The sequence below is a fragment of the Rugamonas sp. DEMB1 genome (assembly GCF_029834475.1).
In the GTDB taxonomy this organism is placed as follows: domain Bacteria; phylum Pseudomonadota; class Gammaproteobacteria; order Burkholderiales; family Burkholderiaceae_D; genus Rugamonas; species Rugamonas rubra.
This window is the reverse complement of sequence record NZ_CP122407.1, coordinates 2,969,005-2,988,214: the sequence shown is the minus strand read 5'-3', so window position 1 is coordinate 2,988,214 and position 19,210 is coordinate 2,969,005. Positions and strand designations below refer to the sequence as shown.

The window sequence follows — 19,210 nt, the reverse complement described above, 5'->3', positions numbered from 1 at the left end:
TTTGGCAGGATAGTCAGTTTGGTCTACATTGGCAATAGCGAACGCCTCCTCCCACAAGGACATGCGCTGGACGACACCGCTAAGGCGATGGCGATACGGAGGGGCTGATTCCGGGGCATGACCGCGCGCCGGCGCGTCCCGCAGCGCCTACTGGCTCTGCTGCAGGCTGCGCCCGTTGAGCGCCTGCACCGGCCGCGCGTTCATCGGGTAGAGCTTGCGGAAGGCGGCCAGTTGGCCCTTGGACATCTGCACCGGCTGCTTCAGCACCTGCCAGCGCACGCCCTCGCTGCACGGCGGCGTGGTCAGCGAGCCCATGAAGGCGTAGTAGCCCTGCGCCGCCGGCAGCAGGTCGGCCGGATTGAGCGGCTCGGCCAGCTCGGCCTTGGCGTCAGCCTGTTTGGGCATGGTGGCGAAGACCTTCTTCAGCACCGGGTTCTCCTTGCCCTCGCTAAACAGCACGGCCACCACGGCCAGCTGGCCCTCGGCGTTCTTGTGCACCATGTGGGCCACCAGCGGATAGGCCTTGCCGTTGACCTTTTCCTCGCTCGGCGTGTGGAAGTGGAATTGCAGCAGCTTGTAGTCGGAACCGCCCAGCTTGGCGCTGTTGCCGTCGCCGACGTTGACCTGGATGGTGTGGCCGTTGTTGACCACCTCGGCGCGGCCGGCGGCGTAGCTGAAGCCCAGCGCCGGCAGCTCGGCCTTGGCGGCGTCGCGGATGTCGATCGGCGACTGCTCCTTGCCCAGCTTGCAGGAGGCGAAGTCCGGCTGCAGCTCGCTCCAGTGGGCCGGATCGGCGTGGCCACTGTAGCTCCAGTGGGCCGGCTTGCCCTCGTGTTGCTTGTCCGCGCTCAGGGCCGGATTGGCGTAGGCGCATGCGAACAGGGCGAGCGCGGCGGGAATGACGAGTTTTTTCATGGCTATCTCCTGGAGTTTCTGTAGGATTTTTCTGCGGGGTGCGCGGCGTTTTCCGAGGCGGCCAGCCATGGTAGCAAAGCGGCGCAAGGCGATTCTCACCAAATCCCACATCGGCCGGCAATGCCGCCCGTTTTGTGGCGCAAACGCCGCACTGTCGACAAGCGTCGCCGCCGCCGCGTCGCCGCTCCCGCCGGGGGCGGCGCCCGCTTGGCCCGCCAGACGTGCCGATTGGCTCGCCAGGGCTAGTCGCACCTTGCCTTAGTGGCATGCTTGTCTGGTCTAATCAACACAACGGCCGGCGGCGCGCTCCACCAGGGCGACGCCGCGTCCGGCCTCCCGCCCACCGCATTAAAACAACTCGGACAACCATGCAAAAAATCGCCGCAATCTGCACATTGGCGTTTGCCGCCCTCCCCGCCCTGGCCTTCGAACCGCTGGCCGCCGACTCGATGGAGGACAGCCGTACCTTCAAAGATCGAGGTGCTGCAGGTGACCGACATCGAGCCCTTCCAGGAATCGCTGGACGGCTTCCTGGCCGCGCTGCGCAGCAACGAACTGATCGAGGGCAAGAACCTGAGCGTGCACCGCGTCAAGATCGATTTCGACATGGAAAAAGGCGGCTTTTGGAGCCGGCTCGGCGTGCTGCTGCGCATACGCAACGAGGCGGCCCGCATCGTCGAGGCCAAGCCGGACCTGGTGCTGACCATCGGCACGCCGGCCACCAAATACGCCCGTGGCATCGTCGAGGACGCCCACATTCCCCTGGTGTTCACGGCCGTGGCCAATCCGCAGGACGCCGGCTGCGTCTCGCTGAGCGACGCCGGCCCGGGCGTGACCGGCTCCACGCTGTACAGCAACATGGCCGAGTCGGTGAAGGTGGTGCAGCAGTTGTTCCCCGAGGTACGGCGGATCGGCATGGTGCACACCGACGACGAGAACGGTGTCGCCCACGTCGCCGCCGCCGTCAGCAGCGCCGGCCAGGCCGGCATGGCGGTGAGTTCTCGCCTGGTCAGCAAGAACGACAGCATCGTGCCGACGCTCAAGTCGCTGTACAACCAGGGCCAGGGCGTGCAGATGTTCGCCGTGCCGCTGGACACCTATTACGGCCTGCACCGCTACGAGGCGGCCACCGACCTGGGCGACTTCGGCGCCGCCCACCAGTTGCCGGTGGTGACCTTGGCCATGGTGCGGGTGCCGGGCGCGGTGCTGTATGTCGGCTCCGACTTCACGCAGGTGGGCAATCTGGCCGGCATCCAGGCCAGCAAGATCCTCAAGCGCCGCACCAAGCCGGACGTGCTGCCGATCCTGCGGCAAGAGACGCCGACCGTGCTGATCGACCCGGAGCGCGCCGCCGCGCTGCACATCGCCCTGCCCACGGCCTTCCTGGCGCACAAGAGCGTGGGCAAGAACGGCTTTTGGCAGATCGATCTGGCCAAGTAGGACGGCCGGCGCCGACTTAGGATGGCCTTAAGCGCGGCGCCGACCGGTCGGCAACGTGGCGCGGCGGCGACAATGCGGCTACAATCTCGCCCATGCGCCGTTTCCTGATCATTTTGCTGTTGCTGATCCTACCGTGCCAGGTCACCCTGGCGGCGGTGGACCTGTGCTGCGGCTTCGATCGGACCACGCGCCACCAGCCCTGCTCCGTCGAGGCGCAGGAACAGTTGGACCTGGGCCTGGACCTGTCCAAACAGCACAGCAGCGTCAATTCGCCGATCGACGCCCATTGCGCCTTGTGCTTCCTGGGCAGCATTTGCATCATGTCCGCCCCGGCCGTGCGCAAGCTGGCGCAGCAGCCGGAAGACAGCGCCGCCGTCGCCTCGGCGCGCATCCATTTCGCCTCCCACGCCTCGCCGCGCCCCGAACGGCCGCAATGGCAGCCTGCCGTCTGACCCGGCAAGCGGCCCCACCTTCCTGATTTTGTTGTTACTGTCGCCACAGCTGTAGAGCCGTGCGCGCGCGGTCCGCTTTGCCGGATTCCCTCGTCTGTCATCCACGGAGAATTCGATGCAAACAGTATTCTGGCCCCTGGGCTTGGCGACCATGCTCGCCTTGCCGGCGGCCGCACAGGGCGCCAACGCGCCCACCCCAACTTCGCCGCCGACGCTGCTGTCGGCGTCCCCAAGCACTGCCCCGGCCGCGCCGCCGGCCGCGCTGCCGGCCACGGCCACGGCCACGGCCGGCGGCGTGCTCAAGCTGGCCGACGCCTTGGCGCTGGCCTCGCGCGCCAGCCCGGAACTGGCCGCCGCCGCGCATGAGCTCGGCGCCGCCGACGGCGCGCTGCGCCAGGCCGGCGCGGCGCGCAACCCCGAGCTGTCGCTGTTGGTCGAGGACCAGCAGGCGGCCACCCGCAGCACCACGCTGCAATGGAGCCAGCCGCTGGAACTGGGCGGCAAGCGCGCCGCCCGCGTCGCCGTCGCCGCGCTGGGCCGCGACGGCGCCGACGCCGCCCTGGCCGCCCGTCGCGCCAACGTGGCCGGCGCCGTCATGGCCGACTTCGCCCAGGTACAACTGGCGCAGGAGCGCTCGCGCCTGGTCCTGGCGACGCTGGAGCTGGCGCGCCAGGCCAGCGCGGCCGCCGCCAAGCGTGTCGCCGCCGGAAAAATCTCGCCGGTGGAGGAAAGCAAGGCCCGCGTGGCCGAGGCCGGCGTCCGCCTGGAGCTGAGCCAGGCCAAGGCCGAGCTGCTGCGGGCGCGCGGCAAGCTGGCCGCCAACTGGGGCGCGACAACGGCGCCGTTCGCCAGCGTCGAGACGGCCATGGCGGAAGCGGCGCCGCTGCCCACGCTGGCACAGTTGACGGCGCGGCTGGAGCGGGCGCCGCAAATGGCGCGGGCGCGCAGCGAGCTGGCGCGCAGCCAGGCCGAGCTGCGCCTGGAGAAGGCGCGCCGCACGCCGGACGTGACGCTGCTGCTGGGCGCCAAGCGCAACGCCGAACTGGGCCGCAACCAGGCGGTTTTCGGCCTGTCCGTGCCGCTGCCGCTGTTCGACAGCAACCAAGGCAATGTGCAGGCCGCCGCCAGCCGCAGCGAACAGGCGCGCAGCGAACTGGACGCCACCGCCGTGCGCCTGCACGGCCAGTTGCAGGCGGCGCACGGCAGTTGGAGCGGCGCCAGCGAACAGGCGCAGCTATACCGCGACGAGATCCTGCCCGGCGCCAGCAGCGCCTATGCCGCCGCCGTCAAGGGCTTCGAGTTCGGCAAGTTCAGCTTCCTCGAAGTGCTGGACGCCCAGCGCACCCTGTTCGACGCCCAGAGCGGCTACCTGCGCGCCCTGACCGACATCCGCCTGGCCTACGCCGACCTGCATGGTCTGCTGGGCGGCGCCCCCGATACCCCGACTGCGGAGCAGCCATGAAATTTTCGCCATCAATCAACAAGAAACAAACCACGGCCATCGCCGCCATCGCCGCCGCCACCGTCGTGCTGGGCAGTTTGATTTTGTGGGGCGGCAAGTCCGCGCCCGCCGCCGGGTTGGAGCACGACGACCACCAGGCCGAGGCCGCCGCGCCGCAACTGGTGGGCGGCAAAGTCGCGCTGAGCGAGTCGCAGATCAAGGCGGCCGGCATCACGCTGGCCAGCGCCGACCCGGCCAGCATCGTCGCCAGCGTGCAGTTGCAGGGCGAGGTGCGCATGAACGAGGAGCGCAGCGCGCACATCGTGCCGCGCGTGGCCGGCATGGTCGAGAGCGTGGCCGTCAGCCTGGGCCAGCAGGTCAAGCGCGGCCAGGTGCTGGCCGTCATCAACAGTGGCACGGTGGCCGATTTGCGCGGCGACAGCCTGACGGCGCAGCGCCGCCTGGAGCTGGCGCGCAGCACGCTCGCCCGCGAACAGCAGTTGTGGGAGCAGAAGATATCCGCCGAGCAGGACTACTTGCAGGCGCGCCAGGCGCTGCGCGAGGCCGAGATCAACGCGATGAGCAGCCGGCAGAAGCTGGCCGCGCTGGGCGTCGACGAAGCGGCCGGCGCCGGTGGTGGGCTGAACCGCTACAGCGTGCGCGCGCCCTTCGACGCCACCGTGGTCGAGCGCCGGCTCAGCGCCGGCGTGCCGGTCAAGGAGGACGCCGACGTGCTGACCCTGTCCGACCTGGGCACGCTGTGGCTGGACGTGGCCGTACCGGCGCGCGATCTGGCGACGGTGAAGCCGGGCGCGACGGTCGAGGTGGCTCTGCCGGCCGGCGGCGACGCCGGCAATCTGGCGCGCGGCAAGGTGGCCTACGTCAGCACCCTGCTCGGCGAGCAGACGCGCACGGCGACGGCGCGCATCCTGCTGGCCAATCCGCAGGGCCGTTGGCGCCCGGGCCAGTTCGCCACGGTGACGGTGAACGCCGCGCCGGTGGCGGCGCCGGTGGCGGTGGCGCTGAGCGCGCTGCAAACGGTCGAGAACCGCCAGGTGGTGTTCGTGCGCACTGCCGAGGGCTTCGTCGCCCAGCCGGTGCTGACGGGCGCCAGCGACGGCAAGCTGATCCACATCGTTTCCGGCCTGTCGGCGGGCGCCAAGTACGCGGCGGTCGGCAGCTTCCTCATCAAGTCGGAGCAAGGCAAATCCGACGAAGCCGGCCATTGAGAGGAATGAACCATGTTTGAACGAATCATTGATTTCTCCATCGCCCGGCGCTGGCTGGTGCTGCTGCTGGTGCTGGTCATGGCCGCCGCCGGCGTCTACAACTACCAGCGCCTGCCGATCGACGCCGTGCCCGACATCACCAACGTGCAGGTGCAGATCAACAGCGCAGCGCCCGGCTATTCGCCGCTGGAGGCCGAGCAGCGCATCACGCTGCCGATCGAGACGGCGATGGCCGGCCTGCCCCATTTGGAACAGACCCGCTCGCTGTCGCGCTACGGCCTGTCGCAGGTGACGGTGATCTTCAAGGACGGCACCGACCTGTACTTCGCCCGCCAACTGGTCAACGAGCGGCTGCAACAGGCGCGCAACGCGCTGCCGAGCGGCGTGTCGCCGACGCTGGCGCCGGTGTCGACCGGCCTGGGCGAGATCTACTTCTGGACCGTGGAGGCGCGCGACGGCGCCCGCAAGGCCGACGGCACGCCGTACAGCCCGACCGACCTGCGCGAGATCCAGGATTGGATCATCAAGCCGCAGCTGCGCAACGTGCCCGGCGTGACCGAGATCAACGCCATCGGCGGCTACGCCAAGGAGTACCAGATCGCCCCGCTGCCGGAACGGCTGGCGGCGCACGGCCTGGCGCTGGCCGACCTGCTGGCGGCGGTCGAGCGCAACAACGGCACGGTCGGCGCCGGCTACATCGAGAAGCGCGGCGAGCAGCTGCTGGTGCGCGCGCCGGGACAGCTGAGCTCGCTTGAGGAGCTGCGCAACGTGGTGCTCGGCAACAACGACGGCGCGGTGCTGCGCCTGCGCGACGTGGCCGAGGTGACGCTGGGGCGCGAGCTGCGCAGCGGCGCCGCCACCGAGAACGGCCGCGAGGTGGTGCTGGGCACCGTCTTCATGCTGCTCGGCGAGAACAGCCGCACCGTCTCGTCCGCCGTCGACAAGAAGATGGTGGAGATCAACCGCAGCCTGCCGCCCGGCGTCTACGCGCCCACCGTGTACAACCGCACGGTGCTGGTCGACAAGGCCATCGCCACCGTGCGCAACAACCTGCTGGAGGGCGCGGTGCTGGTGGTGGCCGTGCTGTTCCTGTTCCTCGGAAACATGCGCGCGGCGCTGATCACCGCGCTGGTGATCCCGCTGGCGATGCTGTTCACCTTCAGCGGCATGGTCGGCAACCACGTCAGCGCCAACCTGATGAGCCTGGGCGCGCTGGACTTCGGCATCATCATCGACGGCGCCGTCGTCATCGTCGAGAACTGCGTGCGCCGCCTGGCCCACGCGCAGGAAAAGCTGGGCCGGCCGCTGACCCTGGCCGAGCGCCTCGACGAGGTGCGCGGCGCGGCGCGCGAGGCGCGCCGGCCGCTGCTGTTCGGCCAGTTCATCATCATGATCGTCTACCTGCCGATGTTCGCGCTGAGCGGTGTCGAGGGGCGCATGTTCCAGCCGATGGCCTACACCGTGGTGATCGCCCTGGTCGGCGCGATGATTTTGTCGCTGACCTTCGTGCCGGCCGCCGTCGCCCTGTTCATCGGCGAGCGCGTGGCCGAGAAGGAGAACGGCCTGATGCGCCGCGCCCGCCGCCTGTACGCGCCGGTGCTCGAGGCCATGCTGGCCAACCCGGCGGTGGTGCTGAGCGGCGCCGCCGCCACGGTGCTGCTGTCGGCGCTGCTGGTGACGCGCCTGGGCAGCGAGTTCGTGCCCAGCCTGAACGAGGGCGACCTGGCGGTGATGACCCTGCGCGTGCCCGGCACCAGCCTGAGCCAGTCGGTCGCCATGCAGCAGCAGTTGGAAAAGACGCTGGTGCGCCAGTTCCCCGAGATCGACCGCATGTTCGCCCGCATCGGCACCGCCGAGGTGGCCACCGACCCGATGCCGCCCAACGCGGCCGACAGCTACATCATGCTCAAGCCGCAGGCGCAGTGGCCCGAGCCACGGCGCACGCGCGACGAGCTGATCGCCGCCATCGAGGAGGCCGCCAACACGCTGCCGGGCAACAGCTACGAGTTTTCGCAGCCGATCCAGCTGCGCTTCAACGAGCTGATCTCCGGCGTGCGCAGCGATGTCGCGCTCAAGCTGTACGGCGACGACCTGGAGCAGTTGCAGCAGACCGCCGGCAAGATGGCCGCCGTGTTGCAGGACATTCCCGGCGCCGCCGAGGTCAAGGTCGAGCAGACCAGCGGCCTGCCGATGCTGACCATGCGGGTCGACCGCGAGCGCGCCGCCCGCTACGGCCTGGCCATGGCCGAGGTGCAGCAGCTGCTGGCGGTGGCGGTGGGCGGGCGCGAGGCCGGCGTGGTGTTCGAGGGCGACCGCCGCTTCAACATCGTGGTGCGCCTGCCGGAAGACCTGCGCAACGACATCGACGCTTTGAAGCGCCTGCCGCTGCCGCTGCCGGTGGGCGCCGACGGCGTGCGCCGCAGCATCCCGCTGGCCGAGGTGGCCGAGTTCGACCTGGCGCCGCAACCGAACCAGGTGAGCCGCGAGAACGGCAAGCGCCGCGTGGTCATCTCCGCCAACGTGCGCGGCCGCGACATGGGCTCCTTCGTCGCCGAGGCGCAGCGCCTGGTGGCGCAAAAGGTGCCGGCGCCGCCCGGCTACTGGACCGAATGGGGCGGCCAGTTCGACAACCTGCAGTCGGCCGCCAGCCGCCTGAAGCTGGTGGTGCCGGCCGCGCTGCTGCTGGTGCTGCTGCTGTTGTTCGCCATGTTCAACAATGTGCGCGACGGCCTGCTGGTGTTCACCGGCATCCCCTTCGCGCTGACCGGCGGCCTGGCGGCGCTGTGGCTGCGCGGCCTGCCGCTGTCGATCTCGGCGGCGGTCGGCTTCATCGCCCTGTCCGGCGTGGCGGTGCTCAACGGCCTGGTGCTGATCGCCTTCATCCGCGGCCTGCGCGAGCAGGGCCGCAGCTTGGACGAGGCGATCCGCGAGGGCGCCCTGACCCGCCTGCGGCCGGTGCTGATGACGGCGCTGGTGGCGGCGCTGGGCTTCGTGCCGATGGCCGTGGCGCTGGGCACCGGCGCCGAGGTGCAGCGGCCGCTGGCGACGGTGGTGATCGGCGGCATCCTGTCGTCGACCCTGCTGACCCTGCTGGTGCTGCCGGTGCTGTACCGCTTGGCGCACGGCCGCCGCGCAGCAGCGGACGGCGCGGCCGCGACGGCGCCCTTGCCGGTCGGCGGCCGCTAGTCCTTGCCCGCCGCCTCGGTCTGCGCCGCCATGCGCCGGCGCGTCTCTTGCAGCGCGGCGGGAAGGCGGGCGGCCAGCACGCCGGCCTGCGCCAGCGTGCCGCCGCGCCCCAGCGCTTCCAGGGCGGCGCCCAGGGCGCCCAGCCCATGCGCGCCGGCCGAGTTCGCCGCCGACTTGATGCGGTGGCCGAAGCCGGCGACGCCGGCCAGGTCGCCACGCAGCAGGGCCTGGGTGAGCCCCTCGATGGACTGCTCGGCCGAGTCCAGGAAAACCTCGACGTAGCGGCGCAGCCGGTCCGGCTGCTCCACGCACAGGCGCGCCAGCACGGCGGGATCGTACTCGCCGTCGGCCTGCGCCGGGACGGCGGCGGCCACCCCGCCCGCTACCTCGGCCGCCACCCCGGCCGCCACTTCGGCCGGTCGGCGGCCTTGCGCCGGCAGGCGTTGGGCCAGCGCCGCGTACAGCTCGGCGGGCTCGATCGGCTTGCTGATAAAGCCGTCCATGCCCGCCGCGAGGTATTCTTCGCGCTCCTCGCGGCGGGCGTTCGCCGTCAGCGCGATCACCGGCAGCCGGGCCAGCGCGGCGTCGGCGCGGATGCGCCGCAGCGCCTCCAGGCCGTCCATCTCGGGCATCTGGATATCCATCAACACACAGTCGAACTCGTGCGCGCCCAGCAGGGCCAGCGCCTCGCGGCCGTTGGCCGCCAGCTGCACCGTCGCGCCGGCGTCGCGCAACAGGTCGACGGCGACCTGTTGGTTGAACAGATTGTCCTCCGCCAGCAGGACGCGGACGCCGGCCAGGCTGGCCGGCCGGGCCGGATCGCCCTCGCCCTCTGCCTCGAGCGGGGCGCGGCCGAGGGCGAAACGGATGGCGCACCAGAAGGTGCTGCCCTCGCCGAGCGCGCTTTGCAGGCCCAGCTCGCCGCCCATCATGCCGACCAGCTGCTTGCTGATGATGAGGCCCAGTCCGCTGCCGCCGTAGCGCCGCGTGGTGGTGGTGTCGGCCTGCTGGAAGGCTTGGAACAGTTTCTCCTGCTGCTCGGCGCCGATGCCGACGCCCTCGTCGCGCACCTCGAAACGGATCAGGCTGGCGTCGGCGTCGGCCGCCGTCACCATGGCGCGGATCAGCACCTCGCCGCCGCCGGAAAACTTGACCGCGTTGTTGGCGAAGTTGAGCAGGACCTGGGTCAGGCGCAGCGGGTCGCCGCGCAGATAGCGCGGCAGCGCCGGATCGAGCTCCAGGCGCACCCGCAGGCTTTTCTCCAGCGCGCGGAACAGCACCTGGTCTAGCACGTTCTGCAACAGCCGCTTCAGGTCGAAGTCGATGCACTCCAGTTCCATCTTGCCGGCGTCGATCTTGGAGAAGTCGAGGATGTCGTTGATGATGCCCAGCAGATGCTTGCTGGAGATACTGATCTTGTCCAGGTAGTCGCGCTGTTGCGGCTGCAGCGGCGTGCGCAGCACCAGGTACAGCATGCCGATGATGGCGTTCATCGGCGTGCGGATCTCGTGGCTCATGTTGGCCAGGAAGTCGCCCTTGGCATGGCTGGACGACTCGGCCTGGTCCCTCGCCTGCTCCAGCTCCAGGGTGCGCTGGGCGACGCGCTCCTCCAACTGCTCGTTGGCGCGGCGCAGCATGCCCTCGATGCGGCGCCGATGGAACAGGTAGCCGACCAGCAGCAGCAACACGGCCACCAGCGGCAGCAGGAAGCGCAGGGTCTGGCGCAGCGTCATCTCGCGGCTCTCGTAGACGCCGAACCATTTGTTGTGGATGGCGTCGTAGCTGCCGTTGAGCTTGGTGATCGACATTCCCTCGTTGATCGTGGCGAGCAGGTCGGCGTTGCCCTTGCGCACGGCGAAGGAGAATTTCTGGGCGATGCCGGCCTTGATGGCGAGCGGCTTGACGTTGTCGATCTTCAGGGCCTGCAGGGTCTGCAGGCCGACCAGCTTGCTGATCAGCACGGCGTCGTGGCGGCCGTCGGCCAGCAGCCTGAAGCAGTCGGCCGCCGTGCTGGCGACCACCACCTGCGCTTGCCAGCCCTTGGCGATGGCGTAGTCCTGCGCCAGGTCGGCGCGCACCACGATGATGGAGCGGCCGGCCAGGTCGGCCTCGGCGTGGATGCGGTCCTCGCCCTGGCGCACGAAGATGGCGCCGTTGACGGTGACGTGGGGCACGGTGAAGTCGGCGAACTGGCGCCGCGGCTCGGACTGGGCCAGGTTGATCAGGACGTCGATCCTGCCGTCCTTGAACTCCTGCAGGAGCTGGCTGAACGGGCCGACCCGCAGCACGTAGTCGAGCTGCGCCTCTTTGGCGACGGCGCGCCACAACTCCAGCGTGAAGCCGCCGGCGTCGCGCACCGTGGTGCCGGTCGAGAACGGCGGAAAGTCCTCCTCGCTGCCGACCACCAGCGGCCGCTCGGCCGCCACGGCCGGCGCGCCCGGCGCCAGGACCAACAGGCACAGCAGGAGCAGCTGGAGCAGCGGCGCGCGCCACCATCCCGCTGGCGCGCCCGTGGGCCGTCCTCGCGCGGCCGTGTCGGGGCCGCTCATCGCCGTTCCCGCAGGAAGTCGGTCAGCGCGTCGGCCGCCAGCGGGCGGCTGAAGTAGTAGCCCTGCACGGCGTCGCAGTCGTTGTCGGCCAGGAAATCCAACTGGCCCTCCGTCTCGACGCCCTCGGCCACCGTGCCCATCTTCAGCGCGTGTGCCAGCAGGATGATGCTCTTGGTGAGCATGGCGGCGTCGGGGTCGCTGGTGACGTCGGCGACGAAGCTGCGGTCGATCTTCAGCACGTCGATGGGGAAGCGCTTCAGATACGACAGGCTGGAGTAGCCGGTGCCGAAGTCGTCCAGCGTCAGCGTCACGCCGAGCGCCTTGATGTCGCGCAGCGCCCGCAGCATGGCGTCGGTGTCGCTCATCAGCACGCTCTCGGTCAACTCCAGCTCGAGGTGGCGCGGCGCCAGCCCGCTGTCGGCCAGGGCCCGCCGCACCAGGTCGGCGACGCTGTGCTGGCCGAACTGGCGGGCCGACAGGTTGACCGCCACCGACAGCTGGTCGAAGCCCATGGCGTGCCAGGCGCGCGCCTGGGCGCAGGCGCTGCGCAGCACCCATTCGCCGATCGGCACGATCAGGCCGGTGTCCTCGGCCAGGCCGATGAACTGGTCGGGCGGCACCATGCCGTGGCCCGGCCGGCGCCAGCGCACCAGCGCCTCGACGCCGCCGACGCGGCCGTCGCGCAGGCCGATCTTGGGCTGGTAGTGGACCTCGAACTGGCCGCCCTCGACGGCGGCGCGCAGGGCGTGCTCGAGCGCCACCCTTTGCTCGACCCGCCGGCTCATCGCGCCGGCGTAGAAGCGGAAGCAGTTGCGCCCGCTCTCCTTGGCGTGGTACATGGCCACGTCGGCGTTCTTCAGCAGCGCGTCGATGCTGTCGCCGTCGGCCGGGTGGATGCACACGCCGACGCTGGCGCTGATGTGCAGCTCGCGCTGCTCGACCACGAAGGGCACGGCGAAGGCGTCGACGATGTCCTGGGCGCGCTGGTGCGCGGCCATGCTGTCGGCCAGGCCGGGCAGCAGGAAGACGAACTCGTCGCCGCCCAGCCGGGCCACGGTGTCGCCCTCGCGGATGGCGCCCTGCAGGCGCCGGGCGACGGCGCGCAGCAGGCCGTCGCCGACCGGATGGCCGAAACAGTCGTTGACGAACTTGAAACCGTCCAGGTCGAGGAAGAGCATGGTCAGCTGCTGGCCGCTGCGGCGCGCCATGGCGAGCAGCTGGGTGGTGCGCTCGCTCAGCAGGTTGCGGTTGGGCAGGTCGGTCAGCGCGTCGTAGTTGGCCAGGTGGTCGATGCGGGCCTCGGCCTGCTTGCGCGCGGTGATGTCCTGCAGCGTGCCGGACATGGCCAGCGCGCGGCCCTCGGCGTCGCGGCTGACGCTGCCCTTGCCGTGCACGATGCGCTCGCTGCCGTCCGGCCGCACGATGCGGTGCTCGGCGTCGTAGCCGTCGCCGTCGCGCAGCGCCGCGCGCAGCGCCTTGCCGATGCGCGCCCGGTCGGCCTCGTGCACCAAGGCCATCAGGCCGGCGAAGTCGTGGCGGGCGCCGCCCGGCGCCACCGCGCAGATGCGGTACATCTCGGCCGACCAGCTGAACTGGTCGGCCTCGACCCGCCACTCCCAGCTGCCGATCGCCGTCAGGCGCTGCGCCTTGGCCAGTTGCAGGTCGCTCTGGGCGACCTGCGACAGCAAGCCGGCGGCCTTGAGGATGTAGCGCACGCGGTGGCCGAGGATGGGCCAGTTGATCGGCTTGGTGATGAAGTCGGTGGCGCCGGCCTCGTAGGCCTGGTTGATCGAGTCGATGTCCTCGAGCGAGGTGAGCATCAGGATCGGGGTCAACTCGGCACCGGCCAGGCGGCGGGCGCGGCGGCACACCTCGAAGCCGCTCATGTCGGGCATGATGACGTCGAGCAGGATGATGTCGGGCACCGCCGCGGCGATCCGGGCCAGGCCGGCGGCGCCGTCGGCCGCCTCGGCCACCCGCAGGCCGAGCTTCTCGAGCGCGTCGCGCGCCAGCAGGCGCAGGAAGGGGTCATCGTCGATCACCAGTGCGCTTCCCGCGCACAGCGGCACGCCGTTCTCCATCGGGTCCCTCCCCTCGCTCCACCCGCGCCGCCGGCCGCGCGCCGGCCCGGCGCCGGCCCGGGCGCATGTCGCCAGACTACACGATAACGCCGGCGTTTTGGTTGTGTTTTGGAAATCCCGGGTGTGCTTAATGCGGGTGGCGCTGGCGCGCGAAGGCGTCGCGGATGTGAGGCGCGGCCTTGGTCTTGGAGCAAGAGCCCATGCACGGCTCGAGCAGGTCAGAGTAGCGGCCACCGGCGCGCTGGACGCCAACCGCAAGCGTTGCTCCGCCCCAACGGCGCCCACAAGGCGAACGTGCCTACGCCGCACTTGGATGGCGCCTAGCGTTGCGCCGGCCTAGCCGTCGCTGAATTTGATGACGACCTCGCCAATAGCCGTGCCTTTCAACAGCTCAGTTTTCCCTGCGGTATCCGTCGCTTTGGCTACCGTCCGCCCATCTTCCAGTGTCGCGGTGTAGTCTTGGGCCTTGATTGGCAATCCCGTTTGTCGTTCGGTGAGGATGATTTTCTCATCCGTTTCTAGGCTTGTTTTTGGAAAACTGACGCCTGTTGGGTTTGCATTCCCGGCGCCGGAATGCGTAAATCGACTCGATTTGACGGCGTAATCCGCAGTGCATTGATGGGTGATCTTGCCGTCACCATAGTCCGCGCGCGCGCCTTTTGTGACGATGCGGGTCTCAGGTGCGTCGATCTCAACGCCCTCGCCGGCAACCAGCCTTATCCTCTTCAGTGCGGTGATTTCGACATTGCCATCCTGGGCCTGCACGCGGATATCTCCATTGGCCGCGATCAGCTTCATCCCCAGCCGGAAGGCAAACAGACTAATTCCTTCCGTGGCGCGCAAGAGCAACTTGCGACCTATCGAGAACTGGGTGTCGCCGCCGCACAGCATGTCGATCTTGTTCGCGGCCCCAAGGGCAAGGCTGTCGTGGCTGGCCATGACCATCCCGGCCTGGGCGTTCGCGACCACAATGGGCGCGCCGCCGGCAGCGCCTTGAGCGCCAGCGGCGCTTGCGACATTGCTGCCGCTGTCCCACGCCTTCAACCTGCCGATTAGCTCCGTCAATTGCGGCCCAGCGGCCTCATCGCCGGCGTGCGCCGCTGCAAACGCGGCGAGCTGGTCGGCCACGCCATGTAGCACGTCGACCATGCCGATCAACTCCGCACGCTCCAGTTGCGCGCCCTGTGCGTCATTGCCTGTGCCGCTGCTAAGCAGCACCCCCTGGCCGCCACGCAGCGCCACCGTCTTGTCGCTGCGCAGCTCGGCGCCCTCGCCGCGCGCCACCCCTTCGCCGTTGACGCGCGAGCCGGTGAGATAGCCAAGGTTGAGCTCGCTGGCGCCGTGCGCACTCGCCAACTGCACGCTGATCTCTCCCGGTGTGGCGTCGAGACGCAGATGGCTGCGGCGCCCGCCGTGCACCTCGCCTGCTTGTATGCCGGACAGGAATTTGTTGCCGGGCAAGCCGCCGACACTGTTCAGTTCGGGAGGCAAGCCTTGTCCGTTGTACAGCTGGTTGACCACGATGGGCCGGTCCGGGTCGCCGCCAAGGTAGGCCACCAGTACTTCGCTGCCGACCGGCGGCAGGGTGAAAAGGCCGGACTGGTTTGGCCCGCCGGGCCCGCCCAGTTCGACGCCACCCGGACCCAACCGGAATCGGTGTCGGTGTCGGACGCGCCGGCCCCTTGCGCGTGCTGGTGGTCCTCGCTTCGGGTGCCCGGAAAGCGCAACTTGACCCTGCCCTGCTCGTCGCAATGGACCGCTTCGCCCGCCGGGCCGACAACAATCGCGCATTCCATCATTGCGCAGGGTACATCCACACCTTGGTCGAAGCTGGGAACGATGGCGATGCCGCGCCGCACGCAAGTGAAGCGATTGCGGTAGCGCACCGCGCCGCGCGGGCTGGCGCGCCGTGATGTCGGCTCGAATGCGTCATCGCCGGGCCAGAGATTGCGCTCGAACAGGCTGCGTACCTTGCCGTCGAGCGCAGTGGAGAGATTGTTTTCGGCCACGACGAACAGTTCGGTGATGACGAATTCACGCTCCGCCTGCGCGTGCGCATCGATCTCCGGGTGGTCGACCATGGCGAACCACTCGCCTGCCGCAAAGTCGCGCACGCTGCCTTCGCCGTGGAAACACTTGGTCTCGAAGTCGTAACGCCCCAAACGCAGGCGACCGAGCGTTGCCTGGTCCTCGTGGTCGACGCCCATGTTCGGTATGTCGACCAGATAGTCGTTGAGGCAGGTGGCCATGGCGTTGCCGTTGGTCCCCTGGTCAATGTTACTGCTCGCGCTGGTGGCCATGAACTGCCGGGCCGCAGGGTTCTGATCGTTCCAGCTGTAACGCGACGCACCGCCGGGACGCAGGGTGCGCACCGCGCTCCATGCCGTGATCGCGTCACGTTGCTCGGTGGCGTTGTCGCGATGGAAGCGCACCACACCGGCCGCGTTCTCGCGCAGGCGATTGGCGTCGTCGACCAGCACCAGGGTGTGCGCGGGCAGGTCGCCATCGCTCCCGTTGGCCGAGGTGGCGGATCGCCCCGCGCGGAAGAACCAGGAAATGCCGCGTCGCTTCAGCAGGCGGCGGATGAAACCGGCGTCGCTTTCGTTGTGCTGCTTGGTGAATTCGCGTTGGGGGCACTGGCGGGCGAGAATCAACCGGTCGAATTCGATGTCGAACGCGCCCGCCAGCACGGAATTCTTCTGGCGCCATTCGACCAGCAGGGTTTCAATGATGTCGATCTCGCTTGCATCGCGGAAAACACGGGTGTTGCGGCGCGCGTCCATGATGGCCAAGGCGTCGCGCATGACCAGTTGGTAGGTGGCGAGGCCGCCATCGCTGCGCCCAGCCTTGGCCTGCTCGACGATGCCGCAGACCTTGCGCAAGTCGCCGCGATCGGTGACGAATTGCAGTTCCACCGGCATCATGATGAACTGTTTCAGTTCGAGCCGGGCGTCGGTCGCCACGCAATCGATACGGTACTCAAGTCCGCCGCATATCGACTCGCTGCCCACCACGCGCTGGGGCAGGAGCACGTCGTCGGAAATGCCGTCCGGGTGCGCCAAGCGCATGCGCAGCGGGCGGTTCTCGGCCGTCAACGTCTTGGCCGAGCGCATGAAATTCAAGAAGTCGCTGATGCTGTCCATCGAACCTCCCTGTGGATTGTCTATTCATGGAACTTACTTAATGTGGGGCCGCTGTTGCGGCGGACGGTACGGCCGGGGCGAGCAGCGGCTGGATGGTTTTGGTGGGGCGTACCCGGATGCTCGACGAGATCTTGTCCCACAGCGCCAGGACCCCGGCGTCTGATAGGCTCGATTCGACCGGCTGGCCGCCAGGGCGGCGGGAAAAGCCTGTGGTGATTTCCAGCGATAGTTCGGGGCGAAAAACGTCGTCCTGCTTGCTAAACGACTCCCATTCGCAGCTATGTGCCGTAGTACCGTTTAGCTCGCTGAATCGTTCGCATATCTCATCTCCGGGAACTCCCGCGATTGAACGGCCGCCACGCCGGAAGGTGTGAACGTATGCCTCGAACTCTTGTTTTATTGCGTCGTCCCGAGCAAGCAAACTCTTGCCGGGTTTGAGACCCGCCGCCGTATAGAAGGCAATCCCGAAGTCGGGATGGTCTTTCAAGTTCAAGAACATGGTGACGCGCTCGTGTTGGCTGGCCAGCAGTGGATCTTTGATCATTGCGCGGCCGAAGCAGAAACCTGGCTCGGTCGGAACCTCCCCCTCCTTCAATGGCTTGATCTGCCTTGCAATTTTCGCAAGTTCCCTTGTATCATCTTCATCGAGCGATTTCGCTGTAAAGTTCAAACTTGTCCGCTGAGTATGTACATAGGCGTGCACGGCCACTGCCGTGGAGTCAACCCGCTTTCCATCCTCGATCCAATGTGTCCAAGTTCTTCCGAAGACGAAAATTTTCCCATGAACACCCTCCCGATCTACGCCAATTGTCGACTCCAGGTTTTCGCCTCCGGCCCGATTCTTTGCGTCCTTCAGTTCTGCTTCCTGGTCTGCTAAGCGGGCGAAAAACTGCTCGTCGGTTTCGTCGGGATAGATCGAAATATTCCACCCGGACAGAAATGCTCCACGGAATGAGACCCTCGCCTCGGCAGGTACGTCGATCAGGAAGCGCCCTACGCATATGGTCTTCATCGTCTCGGTCATGCGCGCCACCTTGCCAGTTTCCAGAACATCGTGCACCATGCCAACGCTCCACCAACTGGCCAACACTGCCACGGCCATGGCCGCAAGGAAGCCCGTCAGCGGATGCTTGACGGCGATTTTCATATAGTAATCTGCAGGTAGTTGGCAGTTGAACGCCGAGGCAGTTCGACGCGGTCAGCCTTGCCGCAGCGGAAGCGCGTGCTCATTGGGCACCGTGCCGCCGGACGCGTCTTGGTCAAACGCACAAAGCTCAAGAATTCGCAGGCATTTCCCATCGGGTTTGCTTTCCGGGGCGCTCGTGGCGTTGATTGTTTACGCCTCGTTGCCGTCATTTCCAGGTTTTCCTGTCGCGGTTGGGGCGGTCGCCACGGCGTCGGCGGCAGCTGTTTTGGGCGTTTGACCGGCGGTGTCTTCGCCCTCTTCGATGCCTGGTTGCACGGGGGGGAGCGGCGGGTCATGCCGCACGAGCTTCCAGTACGTCGGCGCCTCATGCTGGAAGGTGGGCCGTTCCCGCTTGATCCGCTGCCACAGTGTCGGCGGCACAAGCAGGGTAGCTTGCGGCATGCGCACGCCACGTCGAAAGAACTGGGTATCGCCGAGTACGACCTCGCCCAGTGGCTTGCCGTCGTAGCATTGCCACCAGCCGCTGGCCGGGCAGGCCTCGTATGCCGAAACGCCGGAGCCGATCTCGGGTACGACTGGCGCGGCGACCGGCGGCCGCACGGCTTTCGTGGGCCGCACCCGGATGCCCGCCGACATCTTGTCCCACAGCGCGAGGACCGCGTCGTCCGTCAAGCTTGATTCGACCGGCTTCCCGCCCGGTCGTAGCGAATGGCCTGTGGAAAAATCCAACATCAGATCAGGGCGGAAAAGGTTGCTCTCCACGCCAACGGCTTCCCATTCACAACTGTGCGCGGTGGTGCCGTTTTTCTCGTTGAATCGTTCGCATATCTCATCCCCAGGGATTCCCGCGATTGAACGGCCGCCACGCCGGAAGGTGTGAACGTAAGCCTCGAACTCTTGTTTTATTGCGTCGTCCCGAGCAAGCAAACTCTTGCCGGGTTTGAGACCCGCCGCCGTATAGAAGGCGATCACGAAGTCTGGATGGTCCTTCAAGCTCAAAAACATGGTGACGCGCTCGTGTTGGCTGGCCAGTAGCGGATCTTTGATCATTGCGCGGCCGAAGCAGAAGCCCGGTTCCGACGGGCCAGTCTCCCTCCTTCAATGGTTTGATCTGGCGAACGAACCGCGCGAGTTCCGTGAGACGGTCATCGCCAAGCTTCGACGTGAAATTGACGCTCGTACCGTTCGTGCGCACATAGGCATTTGTCGCGGCGAGTGTTGAGTCGACCCGCTTTTCGTACTCGAACCAATGCGTCCACATTCGGTCGAAAACGAAAATTTTCCCGCGAATTCCTTCCCGTTCGACGGAGATTGCCTTTTCAAGGCTGATGCCATCCCGTTCGTTCTTCTCCGTCTTCAGTTCCGCCTCCCTACTCTCCAGGCGGGCTTTGAACTGCTCGTCGGTCTCGTCGGGATAAACTGAGATATCCCACCCGGCCAGAAATGCTCCACGGAAAGAGACCCGCGCCTCGGCAGGGACGTCAATTAGGAAGCGTCCCACGCATACCGTCTTCATCGTCTCGGTCATGTGTTTCACCTTGCCCTTGTCCAGGATGTTGCGTACGGCGCCGATACTCCAGCCGCAAAACAACACGGCCAGGAAGAGCACAGCGAGGATCTTCAATCG

The 19,210-nt window shown here is 67.8% G+C and carries 12 protein-coding genes and 1 pseudogene; 5 read left to right on the top strand and 8 right to left on the bottom strand.

The window, feature by feature from the left end; all coding sequences use genetic code 11:
- Positions 1-147: 147 nt before the first annotated feature.
- Positions 148-915: a carbonic anhydrase gene (locus tag QC826_RS13495; RefSeq protein WP_279766047.1), complete on the bottom strand. Its 768-nt coding sequence runs from the start codon at positions 913-915 to the stop codon at positions 148-150.
- 480 nt (positions 916-1,395) lie between these two features.
- Here QC826_RS13495 and QC826_RS13490 point away from each other — a divergent pair, with 480 nt between their 5' ends.
- From QC826_RS13490 to QC826_RS13470, 5 genes are all read left to right on the top strand, one after another.
- Positions 1,396-2,355, top strand: coding sequence for an ABC transporter substrate-binding protein (locus QC826_RS13490; RefSeq protein ID WP_279766046.1), 960 nt, complete (start codon positions 1,396-1,398; stop codon positions 2,353-2,355).
- A 92-nt stretch (positions 2,356-2,447) separates the two neighbouring features.
- A complete protein-coding gene (locus tag QC826_RS13485) occupies positions 2,448-2,807 on the top strand; it encodes a hypothetical protein (protein ID WP_279766045.1) in 360 nt (119 codons plus the stop codon).
- Between the two features lie 115 nt (positions 2,808-2,922).
- Entirely contained in the window at positions 2,923-4,269 is a 1,347-nt protein-coding gene (locus QC826_RS13480; protein WP_279766044.1) for a TolC family protein, read from the top strand.
- Positions 4,266-5,477 carry an efflux RND transporter periplasmic adaptor subunit gene (locus tag QC826_RS13475; RefSeq protein WP_279766043.1) on the top strand — a complete coding sequence of 404 codons (1,212 nt, stop codon included), beginning with the start codon at positions 4,266-4,268 and terminating at the stop codon, positions 5,475-5,477. Before QC826_RS13480 ends, QC826_RS13475 begins: the two co-directional genes overlap by 4 nt.
- Before the next feature lie 12 nt (positions 5,478-5,489).
- A complete protein-coding gene (locus QC826_RS13470; RefSeq protein ID WP_279766042.1) occupies positions 5,490-8,663 on the top strand; it encodes a CusA/CzcA family heavy metal efflux RND transporter in 3,174 nt (1,057 codons plus the stop codon).
- Here QC826_RS13470 and QC826_RS13465 read toward each other — a convergent pair.
- From QC826_RS13465 to QC826_RS13435, 7 genes and pseudogenes are all read right to left on the bottom strand, one after another.
- Positions 8,660-11,212, bottom strand: a complete 2,553-nt coding sequence (locus tag QC826_RS13465; RefSeq protein ID WP_279766041.1) for a response regulator — start codon at positions 11,210-11,212, stop codon at positions 8,660-8,662. The genes QC826_RS13470 and QC826_RS13465 overlap by 4 nt on opposite strands.
- Positions 11,209-13,254, bottom strand: a complete 2,046-nt coding sequence (locus tag QC826_RS13460) for a putative bifunctional diguanylate cyclase/phosphodiesterase (RefSeq protein WP_279766040.1) — start codon at positions 13,252-13,254, stop codon at positions 11,209-11,211. The genes QC826_RS13465 and QC826_RS13460 overlap by 4 nt, the downstream gene beginning before the upstream one ends.
- Before the next feature lie 375 nt (positions 13,255-13,629).
- On the bottom strand, positions 13,630-14,853 hold the full coding sequence (locus QC826_RS13455) for a type VI secretion system Vgr family protein (RefSeq protein ID WP_279766481.1): 1,224 nt from the start codon (positions 14,851-14,853) through the stop codon (positions 13,630-13,632).
- Positions 14,769-16,436 (bottom strand): type VI secretion system Vgr family protein, encoded by a 1,668-nt coding sequence (locus QC826_RS13450; protein ID WP_279766039.1) that lies wholly within the window; start codon positions 16,434-16,436, stop codon positions 14,769-14,771. Before QC826_RS13450 ends, QC826_RS13455 begins: the two co-directional genes overlap by 85 nt.
- Before the next feature lie 37 nt (positions 16,437-16,473).
- The gene (locus QC826_RS13445; protein WP_279766038.1) at positions 16,474-17,583 is read right to left on the bottom strand and encodes a T6SS immunity protein Tli4 family protein; all 1,110 of its coding nucleotides are present in this window, start codon (positions 17,581-17,583) and stop codon (positions 16,474-16,476) included.
- A gap of 189 nt (positions 17,584-17,772) precedes the next feature.
- A complete protein-coding gene (locus tag QC826_RS13440) occupies positions 17,773-18,633 on the bottom strand; it encodes a T6SS immunity protein Tli4 family protein (protein WP_279766037.1) in 861 nt (286 codons plus the stop codon).
- A gap of 109 nt (positions 18,634-18,742) precedes the next feature.
- Positions 18,743-19,099: pseudogene (locus QC826_RS13435) on the bottom strand (hypothetical protein); the annotation flags it as partial.
- Between the last annotated feature and the right edge of the window lie 111 nt (positions 19,100-19,210).

Coding starts and splice junctions, on each gene's coding strand:
- QC826_RS13445 (WP_279766038.1), bottom strand. CDS start 17,583: ATGAAAATCGCCGTCAAGCATCCGCTGACGGGCTTCCTTGCGGCCATG.
- QC826_RS13475 (WP_279766043.1), top strand. CDS start 4,266: ATGAAATTTTCGCCATCAATCAACAAGAAACAAACCACGGCCATCGCC.
- QC826_RS13440 (WP_279766037.1), bottom strand. CDS start 18,633: ATGATCAAAGATCCGCTACTGGCCAGCCAACACGAGCGCGTCACCATG.
- QC826_RS13465 (WP_279766041.1), bottom strand. CDS start 11,212: ATGAGCGGCCCCGACACGGCCGCGCGAGGACGGCCCACGGGCGCGCCA.
- QC826_RS13480 (WP_279766044.1), top strand. CDS start 2,923: ATGCAAACAGTATTCTGGCCCCTGGGCTTGGCGACCATGCTCGCCTTG.
- QC826_RS13470 (WP_279766042.1), top strand. CDS start 5,490: ATGTTTGAACGAATCATTGATTTCTCCATCGCCCGGCGCTGGCTGGTG.
- QC826_RS13485 (WP_279766045.1), top strand. CDS start 2,448: ATGCGCCGTTTCCTGATCATTTTGCTGTTGCTGATCCTACCGTGCCAG.
- QC826_RS13450 (WP_279766039.1), bottom strand. CDS start 16,436: ATGGACAGCATCAGCGACTTCTTGAATTTCATGCGCTCGGCCAAGACG.
- QC826_RS13495 (WP_279766047.1), bottom strand. CDS start 915: ATGAAAAAACTCGTCATTCCCGCCGCGCTCGCCCTGTTCGCATGCGCC.